Genomic DNA, 19,575 nt, shown 5'->3' with positions numbered 1-19,575 from the left:
CCCGCGTGACGTCGCTTGGATACGCGCCACGTTGTGATGGGCACCGGTACTGTGACCTGCGATTGACTGCTTGAGTTGGTTGAAGTGATGGAGTGGCTGATGGCTTCCACGTTGTTTGGTGCTCTGGGCGACGAGTGGTTCTGTGTGACCGCGGTTCGCGGGGTGGGGCAGGCGGAGGTGTTGCGTCGCTTGGGCGCCGAGGACATGGGGACGCTGCCTGAGTACCGCATCGACAATGCCATTGAGCATTTAGGGATGGACAGTTGGGCGGTGCGGATCTACGACCACCCGGAGACGGATTGGTTGTACCTTTTCGACGTGGCTCCACAGATGGGAGTAACCCATCGGAGCGCGGTGCTGAAGCGGCTCTCGCTGGGAACCGAAGCGCTGTCCGCCTACAGCCTGCTAGCCGGAACGACGCGCATCGCGCATGCTCGCGACGGGGAGATCCTCGCAGCGTGTGACGCGTGGATGTATGAGCGAGCACACGGCGTGGCCCCGGAGCAGCTTGACACAGCACTGGAGCAGGTGGGCTTCTTCGACGAAGGCGATGAAGACGAGGAAGAGAGTGAGGAGAAGCATCCCTATTCACCGGAGCTGGCCCTCACAGCGCTGGAAGATGGTTTCGGTTTGGCGGTGGACACGGAGGCCGTTGCGGGGCCGCTGCCGACGGTCGTCGTGCACGTGGTTGCGGACTGACCATCGGCAGCGGTCCCGGTTATCGCTAAGGGCTGTCCGCAATACCGGGCGGACCAGCGCGCGGCGTCAGATGCATGGGGCCTCCCCAGGCCCAACGGGCCGTGGGAAGCATCGCAAGGCGGAGAGGCACGCTCATACTGGGCGTATTCGGGTGCTTCGACAACGCAGCGTGGGGGGTAGCTCCCAGCGGTAGCTGGGGGAGCGCCGTAGCTGTCGTCGTGCGCCCGGCGGGTATTGCGGGACGGCCCTTAGCTGATGACCTTCAGCCAGAATCCATCGTTGTCAGCAAGTCGGGTGTTCTTGACGAAGACACCGTAGGAGCCGCCGAGGTCGGTATTGAGCTTGCGGGGTATGTGCCCCCGCACGCATTTCTCCTGGCCTGTCGGGGAGCCGGTCGGGGTCACGGTGGGCCAGTCCTTGGCGAGTTCGCCAGTGGTGGCCTTCTTGGCCGCAGTCACTTGGGCACAGTCCTTGCCGTGTGATATGCCGCTCAAGGCACCACTCTCATAGGTCCCAGCGAAGGGAAATTCGTCACAAGAGTCGTCGGTCACGGCCGGGTCCGCGGTGAATTTTGTCGTACCGCAGATTGCCCTGCGGTTGGCCGCTTGATCGCTGTCCTTCTGAAGACGGTGGAGTGGCTGCCCCATGCCTCGGAGTCCCCAGTGTCCGGAGAGGTGTTTCTGCGCCCAGTCGATCATGTCGGCAGACGACCCGTACTCGGCACGGCTGACGAACAGAGTCGGGGCGAACCAGGGAACGACGCAGCCAGCGCTGTCCACGACGGAGAGTTTCTCGTCGCAGCGCACTTCTGCGTCCCAGCTGATGGGCGGGGTGGTCGGGATGGCCCCGGCCGCAACGATGTCCAGCTTGTAGCCGACGTCAAGGTAGTCGTACTTCGTCCCTCGGCCGGTGGCAGGGTTGATCACTGGCTTGTCGGCAATCTTGTAGCTCTGTTTCAGGAGCTGTCCCATCACTGCCGTCTGCCTGTTCCACACGGTGGTGCTACCCGGGTTGCAGGTCGGCGCGCAGGTGGTGGTCCATGTGAAGCTCAGGGGAGGGAGCGTGCCGGTCGTCTTCAGCAGCACAATTTGGTCTGTCTCGCTCCACGCCAGGTTCCTGGTGTCGAGGTCCATCTGCTGTCCGATGGCGAACAGAGCGGTCCCGAGCTCCTTTCCTTTGCCGTCGCGGTAGGTGAACTTCACGTTGGGGTCAATTTGGCACTGCATCGTTCGCAGCGCGTGCCACTTGCCGTCCTCATCGCCGGTGCACTCATTGGTCGGCAGTGGAACGGCCGCAACGCCACTGCCGGTGGTACGCACAGCGACCTGGCGGTTCGGCGGCGCGAGCCGCGTCACACAGCCGTAGGGCCCGCGTCGGACTGCGGCCTCGCTCTTGGCCTTCGCCTCATCGCAGTTACTCCAGCCCGCCTCACGCGAAGCACCTTCAGGCTGGGCTTCCTTCTGATGTGCGGAAACGTTGAGGGGCCCTGGGCCCGGGGCGTAGATACCGACGGCCGGAGCCGACGGCGCGCCGAGGGCGAGCATCCCGGCGACGACTCCGAAAACGAGCGCACGTTTTAACACCTTGAGCCTCTCATGTAGGTGTTGATCGGAGCTGATCAACCCCGACACCCTGACCGACAGGCCCAGACGCTCACAACCGAATTGTCCACTTCTACTGACGGGCTCTCACGCCGGCTCCGTCGTGCGTGAGCGGGAAGGGTCGCTCACCGGGGACGCTGTCGTGGTCAACGTAAGCTTTCCGGACCTCCGCCGGGTCCGTCCGGTACCGCGGCAGCTCGCCCGCTTCAACGACCTCCATCACCAACTGGCCGATCAACCGTTGCGGGCTGTGGAAGACCTGTTCGCTGAGATCGGAGTGCAGCAGGGCACGTCGAGTACCAGCAGCGGCAGCTCCGGACCAACCTCTTTGCACCCACACTCGTGGGAACCCTCTACGGCATGAACTTCCAGAACGTGCCAGAGCAGCACTGGGGGTTCGGGTCCCCCCTGGCGATCGGCCTGATGGGGCTCGTCTGTGTGAGCCTGTACTTCGTCTTCAAGAAGCGCGACTGGCTGTAGCAACGAGCCGCCGGGCAAAGATCACTTCCCGAACACAAATGATCATTTCTGGCCCGCTCCCGCCCTGGAGAGAATACGGATAGCAGGAGAATGAGCGGCACTTGAGGAGCGCCGTACGGCCTTTCGCGAGTACGCGTTGCCCGCCGGCCACTTTCCGCTCAGGGCGAGTCCAGCCGAACTGGCCTCTGCAGAGGGCCCGTTGCGGCTCGCCCGTCACCACCGCACAGGCCGCGCACGGGGGCCGGACGGGCTGCTGGAGCGCGTGGTGGTGTCAGGGCACCCGGGGGCCATCACCGGCCGGTGGAGCGAGTCTCAAAGCTAAGCACAAATTACCTACATCCTCTCTTCATACCGGCCCCTGATGGTCTAGATTGATCGTGCTTCGGCTGTTCGAACGAGGCGACCAATAATGATCTATTTGTCCGGCGCTACGGAATGCCAGCAGTCGCATCCCCGGCGCCAGACGTGGGGGTGATCAATTCTTGGCGCCCGAGACGGGCCTTGGGTGCGGGGAGCATCCGGGGTTTCGACGGGTTCCCGCGCACCTCGAGAGTCTGGCAGGACATGCGCGTCCGCTGCCGCCGGAGTGGGTCGTTCACGTAGCTCTGCACTAGCCGGGATGTCATGCGCGGGACGAGCTTCCCGCGGGGAGGAACAGCGCGGCGCGGGGGGCGGGGGCCTCCCGAGGGGAGGAACAGTACGGGGGGCGGGGGCCTCCCGGGGGGAGGAACAGTGTTAGGCGAGCACGTCGAACCACTGGGAACCTGGGGGGTTCTGTGCGGCAAGGGGGATTAGTCAGCCCGTTTCCGTCAGCGCGCGGGCGTCTGGCGGACGGGGCGATCAGCCAGCCCGCGATCGACTGGGAGCAGCGGTACCGCCGTACCGTGATCACCAGCGACACCGTGGCCACCGCCTTCGTGGTGGCGGCGATCGGCAACTTCTTCGGGGCGCGGGACGCGGCCAACTGGCACGAGAAGTGGGGAATCCTCGCATTCGGCACCGAGCTGCTGGTGCTGGGGGCGCTCGTGGTGAGCCGGGCGTGGGCTCCGGCCGTGCTCGGCCAGGGCGCCGAGGAATTCCGCCGGCTCGGACGCTCACTGTTCACGGCGACCGTCGTGCTGGCGCTCGGCGGGATCGCCCTCACCTCGCGCAACATCAAGCTCTGGATCTTCGTCGCGATCCCCGCGATCGCGCTCGTCACCATGACCGCGCGGTATCTGCTGCGCCTCGGGCTGCACAAACAGCGTAAGCAAGGACGATGCCTGCGACCGGTGCTCGCTGCCGGAAGTCCGGCCACCGTGCGCGACCTGATCGTCCGAACCCGCAAGTTCCCGCACCTCGGCTGGCGGGTGGACGCGGTGTGCACGACGGACGGTCTCGGGCTCGACGGTGACCAACTGGACGGAGTGCCGGTCGTCGGCCCACTGGCGGACGTCGCGGGCCACGTCCGCCGCGGCGGCTACCGTGTCGTCGCGGTCACACCGGACCCGCACTGGTCACCGGACCGGCTGCAGCGGCTGGCCTGGAACCTCGAAGGCAGCGACGCCGAGATGGTCGTGGCCCCCGTGCTGATGGAGGTGGCCGGCCCGCGGCTGCACGTCGACGCGGTGCTCGGGATCCCGCTGCTGCGGGTCAGCATGCCGACCTTCACCGGTGGCCGCCGCGCGGTCAAAGGGGTCGTCGACCGGATGGGCGCGGCGATCCTGCTGGTGCTGTTCGCGCCGCTGATGGTGTTCGTCGGGCTGCTCGTGCTGATGGACAGTCGGGGTGGGGCGTTCTACCGACAGCGCAGAGTCGGCAAGGACGGCCGCGAGTTCACCATTCTCAAGTTCCGCACCATGGTCGCCGGGGCCCACCGGGCACGTGCCGAGCTGGCCGACCGCAACGAGGGCGCCGGCCTGCTGTTCAAGCTCCGCAGGGATCCGCGGGTGACCCGGGTGGGAGCAGTGCTGCGCCGGTACTCGATCGACGAGCTCCCGCAGCTTTTCAACGTGCTCACCGGATCGATGTCGCTCGTCGGTCCGCGGCCTCCGTTACCGGAGGAGTCCGCTGCGTACGGTCCGGACATCCGGCGGCGGCTGCTGGTCAAGCCCGGGCTCACCGGCCTGTGGCAGATCAGCGGACGCAGCGACCTGTCGTGGGAGGAGGCGGTCCGGCTGGACCTGCGGTACGTGGAGGACTGGTCGCTCGCCCTGGACACAGTGATCTTGTGGAAGACGCTGCGTGCGGTGCTCTACGGGCAGGGGGCCTACTGATGCGCTGGGGACTGCAACTGGACGGTCCCGCCGGAGCGCCGACCGCAGGCCGGGAAGGCCTGCCTGGGGGGAGGAACGAGTCATGAGAGTCAGCGTTTTCGGGCTCGGCTACGTGGGCTGCGTGTCGGCCGCGTGCCTGGCCAGCATGGGTCACGAGGTCGTCGGGGTGGACGTGAACCAGGTGAAGGTCGACCTGGTCAACGACGGCAAGGCCCCGGTGGTCGAGGAGCGGATCGGCGAGCTCATCGCCGAGGTCGTACGGACCGGGGCGTTACGCGCCACCGGAGACGTCCGCGAGGCGATCATGGACAGCGAGGTGTCGCTGGTCTGCGTGGGCACGCCGTCGGAGCCCAACGGCAGCCTGTGCACCACGTATTTGGAGCGGGTCACCGAGCAGATCGGCGCGGCGCTGGCCGAGGGGGGCAAGCAGGGCCGGCACACCGTTGTGTTCCGCAGCACCATGCTCCCGGGCACCTGCCTGAACCTGCTGGTGCCGATCCTGGAGAAGTACGTCGGCGGCACGGCCGGTGTGGACATCGGGGTCGCGGTCAACCCGGAGTTCCTGCGCGAGGGCACGAGCGTGCGGGACTTCTTCGACCCGCCCAAGACCGTCATCGGCGAGCTCGACGCGGCAAGCGGCGATGCGGTGACGGCGCTTTACGACGGCTTGCCCGGTGAGGTGTTCCGGGTGCCGATCCCGACGGCCGAGGCGATCAAGTACGCGGACAACGCCTTCCACGGCCTCAAGATCGGCTTCGCGAACGAGCTGGGCGCGGTGTGCCAGGCACTCGGGGTGGACTCGCACCAGGTGATGGACGTGTTCCTGGCCGACCGCAAGCTGAACATCAGCCCCGCCTACCTGCGTCCCGGTTTCGCCTTCGGTGGCTCCTGCCTGCCCAAGGACCTGCGCAGCCTGGTCCACGCGGCGCAGCGGGCCGACGTCTCGGTGCCCATCCTCGCCCATGTGCTGCCCTCCAACTCCGACCATCTGCAGCGCGCGGTGGAGCTGGTCGAGCGCACCGGCAAGCGCCGGGTGGGCCTGTTCGGGTTGTCCTTCAAACCCGGCACCGACGACCTCCGCGAGAGCCCGCTCGTCGAGCTGGCGGAGAAGCTCTTCGGCAAGGGTTACGACCTGCGGATCCACGATGCCAACGTGAGCCTCTCCCGGCTGCTCGGCGCGAACCGCGAGTACATCGAGACCCGGCTGCCGCACCTCGCGCAGTTGCTCGCGGATTCCGTCGACGAGGTGCTCGAGCACGCCGAGGTGTGCCTGGTCGGGACCAGGGATCCGGACGTGCTGTCGGCGCTGCCCCATGGCGACGGCCCGGTGATCGTCGACCTCGTCCGCCTTCCCGACGCCGAGGCGCGCCGGGCCGAACCGGGGTACATGGGCCTTGCTTGGTGACACTTCGTTCAATGACACGGCCGGACTCAATGACACGGCCGGCGGCGACCGGCCGGGCCGGCGCGCGCTGATCCTGGTGGAGAACCTGTCGGTGCCGTTCGACCGGCGGGTGTGGCAGGAGTGCACGACGCTGCGCGACGCGGGCTGGGAGGTGCACGTCATCTGCCCCCGAGGGGAGAAGCGGGACACGGAGCCGGAGGCGTTGATCGACGGGGTGCGGATCCACCGTTACCCGTTGCGCGCGGCCACCGGAGGGCCGGCCGGCTACCTGTGGGAGTACGGATCGGCCCTGTGGCACACGGCCCGGCTGGCCCGCAAGGTCGGCCCGGTCCACGTGGTCCACGCCTGCAACCCGCCCGATCTGCTCTTCCTGGCGGCACGGTGGCTCAGGCGGCGCGGCGCGCGGTTCGTCTTCGACCAGCACGACCTGGTGCCCGAGCTGTACCTGTCCCGGTTCGGCCGCGGCGAGGATCTGCTCTACCGCGCCGTGTGCGCGCTGGAACGGCGGACCTACCGGGCCGCGGACGTCGTGCTCGCCACGAACGAGAGCTACCGGGACGTCGCGATACGCCGGGGCGGTCGACGCCCCGAGGACGTCTTCGTGGTGCGCAGCGCGCCCCAGATCGACCGGTTCCAGCCGGTGCCGCCCGAGCCGGAGCTGAAGCGCGGCAAGCCTCATCTGCTGTGCTATCTCGGCGTCATGGGCCCGCAGGACGGCGTCGACTACGCCCTGCGGGCCCTCGCGAAGCTGCGCGACGAGCTCGGGCGGACCGACTGGCATGCGGTGTTCGTCGGCGCCGGCGACACCTTCGACGCGATGGTGGAGCTGGCCCGGCGGCTCGGGCTCTCGGAGCAGGTGCAGTTCACCGGGCGCATTCCGGACGCCGACCTGGTGCGCTACCTGTCCACCGCGGACGTGTGCCTCTCCCCCGACCCGCACAATCCGCTCAACGACGTGTCGACCATGAACAAGGTCCTGGAGTACATGGTGATGGGCCGGCCGGTCGTCTCGTTCGACCTCCGGGAGGCGAGAGTCTCCGCCGGTGACGCCGCCGTCTACGCGCCCGCCAACGACGAGGCCGAGTTCGCCGGGCTCATCGCGCTGCTGCTGGACGATCCGGAGAAGCGGGCCCTGATGGGCAAGATCGGCCGGGAGCGGATCAGCGGGCCGCTCTCCTGGCGGAACTCTCAAGCGTCGCTGCTCGCCGCCTACGCCGCTGCCTGCCGTGACCGCGCTCCGGTGCGGAGGGCAACCCGGACCGGGCAGGGAGAAGGCCGCGCCGTTGAGCGATGACACGATACGCCTGGTCACGATCGGGCGGATTATCCGTCGGCGCCGGCGGCTTCTCACCATCCTCGCGATGGTGGGTGCGCTCGTCGGCTACGGCACCTCTTTGCTGTTCCCGCCGCGCTACACGACGTCGGCATCGGTACTGCTGCCGGGGGCGTGGGAGGAGCGCGAACTGCTGACCCAGGCGGAGATCGCCACCAGTTCGGTGGTGGTCGACCGCACGGCCGCCACGCTCGGCTGGCCCGGGGTCGGCGGCAGAGAGTTGCGGGACCGGGTGAGCGCCAAGGCCGCCGACGGGAACATCATCAAGATCTCGGGCACGGCGGACACCCCGGAGCGCGCACAGCAGCTCTCCGACCAGGTGGCCCAGCAGTTCGTCACCTTCGCCGCACGGATCGGAGACGACAACACCGACCCCGATGCGGCGGCGCGGCCCGAGGCACTACGGCAGTTGGTGGTGCAGACCAGCCGCCGCATCACCGAGCTGGCCGATGCGGCCGATCCTGGGCGGACCGTGGAGAGCGTGCAGACCCGCACCGAGCTCGCGAAACTGCGCACCGCGCTGCAGGAGGCCATCAACAAGCTGGAGCAGGCGGACCCGCCGGTCAACAAGGCCAACATGGTCGTCATGGGGCCGGCGGCCCGGCCGGCCGGCGAGGCACCGCCGACGAGGATCCAGCTGATCGTCGCCGGGGCGCTGGTGTTCTTTCTGCTCGCGGTCATCGGCCATCTCGCCGCCGCGAGGATGAGTCGCCGGCTGCGCACCGAACCCGAGATCGCCGCGGCGCTGGGCTCGGCGCTGCTGGGTACCGTCGAGGTACCTGGTGAACGGCCCGCGCACCGGCCGGAAGGCCGTGGCCCGCGGGCCCGGATCCGCCGGCTGCTGGGCGTCGACACCCGGTGGGACCTACCGACCCCGCGGACGTCCGGCGACGAGGCCGACAGACAGCTCCGCTACCGGCGGGTGTGGGCCCGCCTCCGGGAGCAACCGGCCGCCCCCCGGCGGCTGCTGGTTGTCGTCCCGGACGGTGACGACATCGCCCGCCGGGCCGCCGGGCACCTCGTCGCCGAGGCCGGGAGCGGTCCTTCCCCAGAGCCTTCGAGCACGGAACACCCCATGCTGCGGATGGTGGAGGTTTCGGTGTCCCAGCCGATGGTGCCGGACCGCGACAACGAATCCGGTGCCCTGGTCGTGCTCAGCGCGGGCAGCTGGACCGCGGGGGAGCTCGCCGGCATCGCCGAGGCGTGCGCGGACGCCGGGCACGAGGTCGTCGGCGTCGTCATCGCCGGCACGGTCCAGGCCCGTCCGACGCGGTCTGCGGGCCGTCCTCGGCATGCCGCCGCGCCGGTGCTCGCGGCCCGCGACGACGCGACGGGAGGTTCAGGGTGACGACGAGTACGACTTCGGAGCCGTCGGCAGCCGCTCCGCTGCTGGACCTGCAGGCGCTGGTGGTGGCGGTGCGGAGGCGGCGCCGATTCTGGTGTTCCGTGGCGCTGCTTGGGCTGCTTGTCGGCGCGGCGGTGGCGGTCTTGCTTCCGCCGCCGCCGACCGCGGTGACCAAGGTGCTGGTCGCGCATCAGGAGGACCAGCCGAACGACCCCGGAACGCTGATCCGCACCGACGTCGCGCTGCTGCAGACCACGCGGATCGCCGCCAAGGCCCTGCAGTCCCTCGAGTCCCCGGAAAAACCGGAGGACTTCATGCAGGACTACGGGGGCATCGGCTTGACCAACAACCTGCTGCAGATCAATGTGGCAGGTGACAGCGACGCGGAAGCGGTGGCCCGCGCCAAGGCGCTGGCCGATGCTTTCGTCGCGGACCATGTGAGGCGGATACAGGAAGCCGCGAACGCCGAGGCCAAGACCCTGCTCGACCAGCGTGACCGGATGCGGGGCGAACTCGCCCAGGTCAACAAGGCGATCGGAGAAGGATCGTCGGAGAGCGGGCCGAAGGCGTCGGCGAACCTGGAGTCGCTGTTCGCCCGCCGGGCCGAACTGACCTCGCGGATCACCGATTTCGGCCAGCGTGCCGCGGAGGCGCGCATCGGCACGCCCCAGCTCATCGCCGGCACACAGATCGTGGACGCACCGCGCGCGGTGCGGCACTCCGTGCCCAGGACCGCTGCCACCAACGCCGCGATCGGGCTCGTTCTCGGACTCGTCCTCGGGCTCGCGGTGGCCGCGGTCGGCGCGGTGGTGGCGGACCGCCCCGTGCTGCGCCGGGAGATCGCGGCGAACCTCGGCGCCTCGGTCATCGCGGAGCTGCCTGGCCGGTCGGGCAGGCCGTGGCGGCGCCGGCGGATCCGGGCGGCACGCGAACGGCTCACCACGTCCCTGGCCCGCACCGTGCGCGGCTCCGCGGAACCGGTGTCGCTGCTGGAACTGGGCTGTGCGCGCAGCACGAGCGTGATCGCCCTGGACCTCGCCCGGGCACTGGCGGCGGAGGGGCCGGTGGTCATCATCGATGCGCTGCCCGGCCCGCAGCTCGCGGGCCGCCGCCCGAAGCCGGGAGACCCGACCGTGGTCAGCGGCGAGCGTGCCGCGGCCGTGTCGCAACCGGAGCGCCGGATCGGCGTCGGCTCGGTGGCGCCCGGAGCGGCGTGGACCGACCTCCAGTACCTCGGCACTCGGACCGTGCTCGTCGTGCGTGCCGGGCACGGCAGCGCCGCGTGGCTGCACACCGTGGCGCGGCAGCTCGCGGACCAGCGCATTCCGGTGATCGGTGTGGTGCTGATCGACCCCGATCCGCGTGACCGGACCGACGGCACGCTGTGGGACGGGCCGCACACCGCGCTGCGCGGCCAGAACGAGCGCCTGGCCCGGCAGACCGGTGGGGGTACCTCCCACGCCGTTCAGGCAGTGGGGGAGGGCCGGCGGTGGACGGAGCGGCTGCCGATGTGGGCCACGCGGGTCCCGGACAGCGACCAGGAGGCACGGTAGGACATGTGTGGCATCGCAGGCACGTACCGATGGCCGGACGGGAAGGCCGTGGCCGACCGGCTCACCGAGATCCTCACCCACCGCGGTCCGGACGGGGCGGGCCGGTACAGCCACCCCGCCGGTGACGGCGAGGTGCACCTCGGGCACCGCCGGCTGGCCATCATCGACCTGTCCGAGACCGGCGCCCAGCCGATGGTCTCGGGCGGCCTCGTCCTGACGTACAACGGCGAGCTGTACAACGCGCCCGAGCTGCGCGCCGAACTGGCAGCCGCCGGGGTGCGCTTCCGCGGTACCTCCGACACCGAGGTGCTGCTGGAGGCCTGGCGGCGCTGGGGCACGGACTGCCTGCCCCGGCTGCGCGGCATGTTCGCGTTCGGGATCTTCGACGAGCGCACCGGTGAACTGGTGCTTGCCCGCGACCAGTTGGGTATCAAGCCGCTGTTCCTGCTGCGGCGGGGCGAGGGCCTGGTGTTCGCCTCCGAGCTCAAGGCGCTCGCCGCCGCGAGCGGCGGACCGCTGGAGGTGGACCATGCGGCGCTGGTCGCCTCGCTGCTGTACTACTGGGTGCCGGATTCACGGTGCGCGTTCCGCGAGGCGGAGAAGCTGCCGCCGGGGAGCTGGCTGCGGTGCCGGCCCGACGGCCGGGTGGAACGCGGCACGTTCTGGAACCTGAAGGACGTCGCCGCCGAGGGCCGGGAGCGGGCCCGGGCCGGCGAGCAGCCGGACCTGGCCGCCATCGTCGAGGAGTCGACCCGACGCCACCTGCTCTCCGACGTACCCGTGGCCACGTTCCTCTCCGGCGGTCTCGACTCCAGCTATCTGACCGCCCTGGCGGCCCGCCATCAGCCGGGGATCTCCGCCTACACGATCGGATTCCGCGCCGAGGACGCCAAGTTCGAGGCGATGCCGGACGACCTGCGCTACGCCCGGCAGGTCGCGGAGCGGTTCGGTGTCGACCTGCACGAGATCGAGATCGCACCGAACGTGCTCGACCTGCTGCCGCGGATGACGTACCACCTGGACGAGCCGATCGGCGACCCCGCCGCGATCAACACGTACCTGATCTGCTCGGCCGCCCGGGAGGCCGGGGTCAAGGTGATGCTCTCGGGTATGGGTGCCGACGAGCTGTTCGCCGGATACCGCAAGCATCTGGCCAACCTGATCGCGCTGCGCTACCAGCGCGTCCCGAGGCCCCTGCGGCGCGGACTGTCCAGGGCCGTGGACCGGCTGCCGGTCGCAACGAGCCGCCGGGGGTACCGGTCGGTGCGCTTCGCGAAGCGGTTCCTCTCCTTCGCCGATCTGCCCGAGGAGACCGCCTTCCGGCGCAGCTACACCATGTACGACCAGGACGAGCTGCTCGCCCTGGTCGATCCGGACCTCGCCGGGACGGTCGAGGACGTGCTGACCGAGCACGCGGACGTCTACCAGGACAACGACCTCGACGACTTCGTCAACCGCATGTGCCTGGGCGACGCCCGGATGTTCCTGCCGGGCCTGAACCTCGCTTATACGGACCGTTCCAGCATGGCCGCGTCGACCGAGGTGCGGGTGCCGTACGTGGACGTCGAGGTGGTCAAGGCGGCGTTCGCCGTGCCCGGCGATCGCAAGATCGCCGGACGGCAGGGCAAGGCGGTCCTCAAGGAGGCGGCCACCTCGGTCCTGCCCCGGGAGATCGTGTACCGGCCCAAGGGCCTGTTCAGCGCGCCGCTGCGGGCCTGGATGAGCCGGGATCTGGCACCGCTGGTGCGCGAGGTGATCCACGACGGCGAGCTCGTCAGCTCCGGGCTTCTGCGCCGGGACGCGCTGGCGCGCATGGCCGCAGAGGACGCCGCCGGGCAGCGGGACTTCTCCAAGCACCTGTGGCATGTGCTGACCCTCGAGTACTGGTATCGCGACGCGACCTCTGGGTCCTGCCAGAGCACTCGGTTAACGGCTTAGGAATTCAGAGGAGTTCGGGTGAAGCAGGTTGTACAGAACTACAAGAGCGGCGAGCTGGCACTGCTCGACGTGCCGGTGCCGGGGTGCAAGCCGGACGGTGTGCTGGTCCGGAGCGCCTACTCGCTGATATCCACCGGTACCGAGCTCATGAAGGTGTCCGAGGCCGGCATGTCGATGCTGGGCAAGGCCCGCTCCCGGCCGGACCAGGTGGCCAAGGTCGTGCAGAGCGTGGCCACCAACGGGGTGCCCGCCACCTACCGCAAGGTGATGGGCAAGCTGGACTCCTACACGCCGCTGGGCTACTCGCTGTGCGGGGTGGTCGAGCAGGTCGGCGCCGGGATCGACGACGTGAAGGTCGGCGACCTCGTGGCGTGTGCCGGAAACGAGCACGCGCTGCACGCCGAGCTGAACTGGGTGCCGAAGAACCTCTACACCCCGGTGCCGGACGGCCTCGCGCCGCGGCACGCGGCCTTCGGCACCGTCGGGTCGATCGCGTTGCAGGGCGTGCGCCAGGGCGGGCCACAGCTCGGCGAAGTGGCGCTGGTCATCGGCCTCGGGCTGATCGGGCAGCTGGTGGTGCAGCTGCTGGCCGCCTCGGGAGTCCGCGTCATCGGGGCCGACCCCGACCCGGTGCGCTGCGAGCTCGCCGAGCGCCTGGGCGCGGCGGCCTGCGGCGATCCCGCCTCCGCGGCCGTGGAGAACTCCGTCGCCGAACTGACCGGCGGGCACGGCGTGGACCAGGTGTACCTGGCCGCCGGCGGCGGCAGCAACCAGCCCGTCGAGCTCGCCGCCCGGATGAGCCGGGACCGCGGCCGGGTCGTCGACATCGGCAAGTGCAGCCTGGACCTGCCGTGGAACGCGTACTACGAGAAGGAGCTCGACGTCCGGTTCTCCCGCTCGTACGGCCCCGGCCGCTACGACCCGGAGTACGAGCTCGAGGGGCGGGACTACCCGATCGGCTATGTGCGCTGGACCGAGCGCCGCAACCTGGCGTGCTTCCTGGACCTCGTCGCCCGGGGTCGCGTCGACGTGGAGCCCTTGGTCTCCCACATCGCCGACTTCGACGACGCCGTGGAGACGTACCAAAGCCTCAAGGACGGCGACCTGAAGGCGGTTGCCGTGCTGTTCCGGTACCCCGGCCATCCCGGCCGGGCTGCCGAGGCGGAGGCTCCGGCGGTGGCCGTGCCCGCGGTGAAGGTGAAGCCGAGTCCGGCGCGGGCCGCCAGGACGCCGGTGCGCCTGGCGTTCGTCGGCGCGGGAAACTACGCGACGTCGATGCTGCTGCCGCACCTGGCACAGCGCGACGGCGTCGAGCTGTCCACGGTCGTCACCACGACGGCGCTGTCCGCGGCCAACGCGCAGCGGAAGTTCGGCTTCGCCCAGGCGACCACCGATCTCGACGCCGTGCTCGACGACAAGTCAATCGACGCGGTGTTCGTGGTCACCCGCCACAGCTCGCACGCCGAACTGACCCGAAGGGCGCTGCTGGCCGGCAAGGCGGTGTTCGTGGAAAAGCCGTTGGCGCTGACCGGGGACGAGCTGGCCGGCGTGCTCGCGGCGGTGGAGGAATCCGGCAACGACCGGCTGCAGGTGGGCTTCAACCGCCGGTTCGCGCCGCTGCTGCAGGAGGCCAGGAAGCGGTTCGGCGCCCGGACCGGGCCGGCGAGTCTGCGCTACCTGGTCAATGCGGGCCGACTGGAGCACGGCAGCTGGTACCTCCGACAAGGCACCGAGGGCTCGCGGTTCGCCGGCGAGGGCGGGCACTTCATCGACACGGCGAGCTGGCTGCTCGAGGCCGATCCGGTCTCGGTGTACGCGGTCACCACGCCCGGCAACGAGGATCTGCAGGTCGTCCTGCGCTACCCGGACGGGTCCACCGCCACCATCAGCTACGTCACCACCGGTGCGCCCGGCTTCCCCAAGGAGACGCTCGACCTGGTCGCCGACGGCAAGGTGCTCGGGCTCGACGACTTCGTCCGCGCCTCGGTCTACAGCCGCAAGCGATGGATCAGTTCGCGGCTGCCCAAGGCCCGGGACAAGGGACAGAACACCGAACTGGCCGCGTTCGTCAAGGCCGTGCGGACCGGCGGGCCGATGCCGGTGCCGCTTCAGTCGCTGGTCGCCACCACGGCGGCCACTCTCGCCGTGCAGGCCAGCCTGGCCGCCGGCGCGCCGGTGACCTTGGCGAGGGCCCTGTGAGCATGAGCGCGGGCTGGTACCTGCGCAGGCTGTCCCGGATGGGACCGCGGGAGGTCGGCGGCCGGGTTGGCGACGCGGTGCGCAGGCGGCGGTGGCGGTCGGCGCGGCCGCACTGCCCGAGCGTGACCGGTGCCCGGTTCACCGCGGTACTGCCCGCAGGGACGATCGCCGCGGTGCCACCGGACGCCGCGAAACGGCTCATCGCCGAGGCGGACCGGCTGATGGCAGGGCACGCCGAGTATTTCGGTGTGGACCGCGACGACCTGGCCGACCCGGACTGGTGGTACGACCCGAAGACCGGGCGCCGGGCTCCGTGGGGCTATGCCTTCGACGTGCCGTACCGCAACGAGGACGCGGTCGGGGACATCAAGCAGATCTGGGAGCCGTCCCGGCACCAGCACCTCACCCAGCTCGCCGCCGCGTATGCGATCACCGGGGACGAACGGTACGCCGAGCGCGTGGCCGAGCATCTGCGGTCGTGGTGGGCGGCCAACACGCCGCTGCGCGGAGTGCACTGGACCAGCGGCATCGAGCTGGGGATCCGGCTGCTGTCCTGGGTGTGGATCCGCCGGCTGCTCGACGGCTGGCCGGGCGCGGCCGGGCTGTTCGAGGACAACCCGGTGGCGCTGAACCAGATCTGGCACCACCAGCGCTGGCTGGCCGCCTTCCCCAGCCGGGGTTCTTCGGCCAACAACCACATCATCGCCGAGACCGCCGGGCAGTTCGCCGCGGCCTGTGCGTTCGGGTGGTTTCCCTCCTCGGCCGGTTGGCGAGCCGACGCGCTGCGGTCGCTGGAGCGGCAGCTGCGCACCAACACCTTCGGCTCCGGACTCAACCGCGAGCTGGCCACCGAGTACCACGGGCTGGTGCTGGAGCTCGGCCTGGCGGCGGTGGCCGAGGCGGATGCCGCCGGTGTGCGGGTCCCCGCGCCGATCAGGCTGGTGCTGCTGCGGATGACCGACGCGCTCGCGGCCATCGTGGACAACCGGTTACGGCCGCCACGCCAGGGGGACGCGGACGACGGGCACGGTCTGGTCGTGGACGGCGCGGGCACACACCGCTGGGCCTCGCTGCTGGCCACCGGGGACGCCGTGTTCGGCCGGCTCGACTGGTGGCCGGCGGTGACCGGCACCGATGTACGCACCCCGCTGCTGGCCGCGTTGATCCGGCCGTACGCGAAAGACGGAACCGCACCGGCCGTGTCCCGCCCGGCAAGCCGACCGGGCCATTTCGCCGACGCGGGCATGACCATCCTGCGTGGTCCGGAGGAGATCTGGTGCCGCTGCGACGGCGGTCCGCACGGATTCCTGTCCATCGCCGCGCATGCTCACGCGGACGCGCTGTCGGTGGAGGTCAGGCACGACGGGGTCGACGTGCTCGCCGACCCGGGGACGTACTGCTATCACGGGCAGCCCGAGTGGCGGCAGTACTTCCGGTCGACCCTCGGCCACAACACCCTGCAACTGGACGGCGGTGACCAGTCCGTCTCCGGCGGCCCGTTCCTGTGGACCCGGCATGCCCGCAGCCGCGTCCTGGTCGCGGACACGTCCGAGGACGGGGTGGCCCGCTGGTGCGCCGAGCACGACGGCTACCAGCACTCCGTGCACCGCCGCCGGGTGGAACTGACGGCCTCGAGCCAGGAGTTGAGGGTGGTTGACGAGGTGCGCGGCCCGCACCGGGCCGTGCGCCTTGCGTTCCACCTCGGCCCGGCGATCACCGCGGACCTGGTGGGGAACCGGGCCGTGCTCACCTGGACCCGTGACGGCGAGGACCGCTCCGCGGCGCTCGACCTGCCCGGGCAGCTGTCCTGGCGGGCGCATCGCGGCGAGAGTGACCCACCGCTGGGCTGGTACTCCCCCGGCTTCGGGCGCAAGGAACCCGCCACAACGCTGGTCGGCACCGGCTTCGCCGACGGCACCGCGCTGTTGGGGGAACTCACCACCGTACTCAGGTTCCGCGGTCAGGGGGCTTGACGCGTGGGGATCAAGTGGCGGCACTGGGCGTTGCCGGCGGCACCGCTGGCCCTGGCCCTGCTGGCGGCGACCGGCTGTGAGAGCACGCCGGGCGCGCGGCCAGAGCCGGGCGCGCAACCAAAGCCGACCGCTGCGCCATCCACGTCCGTGGCCCGGGTGTGCGCCGAGCCCGCGGCCGGGCCGGCGCAAGCGCCGGCGGGCGCGGTGACGGTCGACCCCGCGGTGGCCGGTGACCTGGCTGCGAAGACCAAGAGCAGCCCCCCGAACACCACGTTCTGGCTTCGACCGGGCACGCACAGGCTCGAGCCGGACCGCTACGCCCAGGTCATCCCCAAGGAGGGCAACAGCTATCTCGGCGCGCCGGGCGCGGTACTCGACGGCCGGAAGACCAACCAGTACGCGTTCGGCGGCACCGCCCGCAACGTCAGCATCCGCCACCTGACCGTGCAGGGTTTCGTCGCGCCGCACAACGAGGGCGTGGTCAACCACGACTCGGCCGACGGGTGGGTGATCGAGCACGCGACGATCCAGAACAACTCCGGCGCCGGGCTGATGGCCGGTGCCCGCCAGCGGGTCCGCGCCAACTGCCTGCGCGGCAACGGTCAGTACGGCATGAACGCGTACAAGACCAACGGCCGCATCAGCGGACTGGTGGTCGAGGGCAACGAGATCGTCGGTAACAACAGGGACGACTGGGAGCGGCGGCAGCCGGGCTGCGGCTGCACCGGGGGTGTCAAGTTCTGGGCCGTCGACGGCGCCGACGTACGCGGCAACTGGGTGCACGACAACCGCGGAGCCGGGTTGTGGGCGGACACCAACAACAACGACTTCCGCATCGAGGACAACGTGATCGATGCCAACGACGGTGCCGCACTGATCTACGAGACGAGCTACAACGCGGTCATCCGGAAGAACACGATCCGGCGGAACAACTGGGTCGACGGCCGCAGGCACGCCGACCGCGGCGACAACTTCCCCTTCGCGACCATCTACCTGTCCGAGTCCGGTGGCGAGCCACGGATCCGAGCCCGCACGGACAAGATCGAGATCTACCGGAACGTGCTGGAGAACAACTGGTCCGGGATCACCCTGTGGGAAAACGCCGACCGGTTCTGCAACAGCCCGGCCAACACCTCCTCCGGTGACTGCACGTTGCTGGTGAAGGACACCGGCCACTGCGCACAGCCGGCGATCGCCACCGCACCGCTCTACGCCGACTGCCGCTGGAAGACCCAGCGGGTGGACATCCACGGCAACCGCTTCGTGCTGGACACGTCCGTCGTCGAGTGCACGGTGAAATGTGACCGGATGGCGGTGCTGGCCAACTACGGCACCTATCCGGACTGGTCGCCGTACCAGGGCGAGCAGGTGGCCGAGGCGATCACCCGCAAGCAGCACAACCGCTGGCACGGCAACGTCTACATCGGACCATGGAAGTTCGTCGCCTACGACCCGAGCCGGATACTCGACTCCGGGCAGTGGCAAGGCAGGCCGTACCAACAGGACGCGGGCAGCACCTTCCGCGCACGGGACGGTGGTTGAGATGAGCACCGACCACACGTCCCGCACATCCCACACGTCGAAGATCGTCGGGACGGTCTGGGGGCTGCTGGTCCTCAACACGCTCGGCTCCGCCGGGGCGAAGACCATCGTCCCGCTGCCCCGCTCCCTCATCCAGATGGTCACCATGGGCGCGCTGGTCGCCGCGTTCGCGCTGGCGCTGGCGGTCAATCCCCGGCTGCGCATCCGGGCCAGCGCCTTCGTGCTCCTGCTCACCCTGCTGCTGGTGCCGAGCGTGATCTCCAGCGCGAACCTGGAGTCCGGGTTCGGCGCGCTGTTCCGCTGCGCCCGGCTGGCTCTCTTCGTCGGCACGCTGTGGCTGCTCAGCCGCTGGTGGGACGGCAGCCTGACGTTCGTCCGGCACCACATCCGGATGTACTTCGCGGTCCTCGGGTCGGTGGCCGCCGGCGCGGTCATCTCACCGGGCGCCGCCATGCCCGAGCTCTACGGCGGGCGGCTGGTCGGCGCGTTGTGGCCGCTCACCCCGCCGCAGATCGGACAGTACGCCGCGGTGATCAGCGGGCTCGCCGTGCTGCTCGTTCTGGGCCGCCGGACCGACAGGGGCAGCGCGGCGTTGGTCATCGTGCCGGCACTCGTCCTGCTCGCGCTGACCCATACCCGGACGGCCACGCTCGGCCTGCTCATCGGTCTGGCGCTGGCGATCGGCTCGCTCGTCCTGACCAGCGCCCCCGCCCGCCGGTTCTTCGCCTGGGCGGTGCTGTGCGCCACCGTGGCCGCGGTGGCGTTCAGCTCCGCGCTGCAGGCCTGGTTCCTGCGCGGACAGAGCCAGGAGAACCTCACCAGCCTCACCGGTCGGGCCAAGGTCTGGGACGCACTGCTGGCAGCCCCCCGGACGACCTCGGAGCAGTTGCTCGGCGCGGGACTGGGCGACAAGTCGTTCGGCGGGCTGCCGATCGACAACAGCTGGCTGGCCGTGTACCACGAGCAGGGTCTGGCCGGCGTCGCCCTGGTGGCGGCGATCATCATCGTGCTGGGCGGCGTCGCGCTGCTGCGGCCACCGTCGCTGTCGAGGGCCTGCGCGATCTTCCTGATCAGCTACTGCGCGATCGCGTCGTACACCGAGGCCGGGCTGGGCGACGCGTCGCCGTATCTGCTGCATCTGGCCGTGGCCGCCTCACTGCTGACGGCACCTGTCGAAGCCGCTCCCCTCCCGGCGCCCGAAGTCCCGCTACGACGCATCCCGCGATGGGCCCGTGGATCGGAGGTGACCTGA

General features: G+C 70.0%; 12 protein-coding genes and 1 pseudogene. 12 read left to right on the top strand and 1 reads right to left on the bottom strand.

What is annotated here, in order from left to right; all coding sequences use genetic code 11:
• Window positions 1–99: 99 nt before the first annotated feature.
• Window positions 100–699, top strand: a complete 600-nt coding sequence (locus ACTWOL_RS29975; RefSeq protein ID WP_474299970.1) for a DUF6461 domain-containing protein — start codon at window positions 100–102, stop codon at window positions 697–699.
• 248 nt (window positions 700–947) lie between these two features.
• On the opposite strand, the gene ACTWOL_RS29970 is transcribed toward ACTWOL_RS29975, so the two are convergent.
• A complete protein-coding gene (locus ACTWOL_RS29970; protein ID WP_474299969.1) occupies window positions 948–2,321 on the bottom strand; it encodes a hypothetical protein in 1,374 nt (457 codons plus the stop codon).
• Window positions 2,322–2,633: 312 nt separating this feature from the next.
• On the opposite strand from ACTWOL_RS29970, the pseudogene ACTWOL_RS29965 reads away from it, so the two are divergent.
• The 11 genes and pseudogenes from ACTWOL_RS29965 to ACTWOL_RS29915 all read left to right on the top strand — a co-directional run.
• Window positions 2,634–2,780, top strand: a pseudogene (locus ACTWOL_RS29965) (CorA family divalent cation transporter); the annotation flags it as partial.
• A gap of 884 nt (window positions 2,781–3,664) precedes the next feature.
• Complete coding sequence (locus ACTWOL_RS29960) at window positions 3,665–5,035, top strand: sugar transferase (RefSeq protein WP_474299968.1); 1,371 nt, start codon at window positions 3,665–3,667, stop codon at window positions 5,033–5,035.
• Between the two features lie 82 nt (window positions 5,036–5,117).
• Complete coding sequence (locus ACTWOL_RS29955) at window positions 5,118–6,440, top strand: nucleotide sugar dehydrogenase (protein ID WP_474299967.1); 1,323 nt, start codon at window positions 5,118–5,120, stop codon at window positions 6,438–6,440.
• Complete coding sequence (locus tag ACTWOL_RS29950; protein ID WP_474299966.1) at window positions 6,430–7,734, top strand: glycosyltransferase family 4 protein; 1,305 nt, start codon at window positions 6,430–6,432, stop codon at window positions 7,732–7,734. The genes ACTWOL_RS29955 and ACTWOL_RS29950 overlap by 11 nt, the downstream gene beginning before the upstream one ends.
• The gene (locus ACTWOL_RS29945; protein ID WP_474299965.1) at window positions 7,724–9,121 is read left to right on the top strand and encodes a Wzz/FepE/Etk N-terminal domain-containing protein; all 1,398 of its coding nucleotides are present in this window, start codon (window positions 7,724–7,726) and stop codon (window positions 9,119–9,121) included. The genes ACTWOL_RS29950 and ACTWOL_RS29945 overlap by 11 nt, the downstream gene beginning before the upstream one ends.
• Window positions 9,118–10,671, top strand: coding sequence for a Wzz/FepE/Etk N-terminal domain-containing protein (locus tag ACTWOL_RS29940; protein ID WP_474299964.1), 1,554 nt, complete (start codon window positions 9,118–9,120; stop codon window positions 10,669–10,671). Before ACTWOL_RS29945 ends, ACTWOL_RS29940 begins: the two co-directional genes overlap by 4 nt.
• A gap of 3 nt (window positions 10,672–10,674) precedes the next feature.
• A complete protein-coding gene (asnB, locus tag ACTWOL_RS29935) occupies window positions 10,675–12,609 on the top strand; it encodes an asparagine synthase (glutamine-hydrolyzing) (protein ID WP_474299963.1) in 1,935 nt (644 codons plus the stop codon).
• Window positions 12,610–12,627: 18 nt separating this feature from the next.
• On the top strand, window positions 12,628–14,808 hold the full coding sequence (locus tag ACTWOL_RS29930) for a bi-domain-containing oxidoreductase (RefSeq protein WP_474299962.1): 2,181 nt from the start codon (window positions 12,628–12,630) through the stop codon (window positions 14,806–14,808).
• A 2-nt stretch (window positions 14,809–14,810) separates the two neighbouring features.
• Complete coding sequence (locus ACTWOL_RS29925; RefSeq protein ID WP_474299961.1) at window positions 14,811–16,781, top strand: heparinase II/III family protein; 1,971 nt, start codon at window positions 14,811–14,813, stop codon at window positions 16,779–16,781.
• Between the two features lie 3 nt (window positions 16,782–16,784).
• Window positions 16,785–18,323 carry a right-handed parallel beta-helix repeat-containing protein gene (locus tag ACTWOL_RS29920; RefSeq protein WP_474299960.1) on the top strand — a complete coding sequence of 513 codons (1,539 nt, stop codon included), beginning with the start codon at window positions 16,785–16,787 and terminating at the stop codon, window positions 18,321–18,323.
• 1 nt (window position 18,324) lies between these two features.
• Window positions 18,325–19,575, top strand: a complete 1,251-nt coding sequence (locus ACTWOL_RS29915) for a hypothetical protein (RefSeq protein ID WP_474299959.1) — start codon at window positions 18,325–18,327, stop codon at window positions 19,573–19,575.

The organism is Micromonospora sp. IBHARD003 (genome assembly GCF_056106285.1).
The sequence above is the reverse complement of the archived record's forward strand: the minus strand, read 5'-3'. Positions and strand labels throughout refer to the sequence as shown.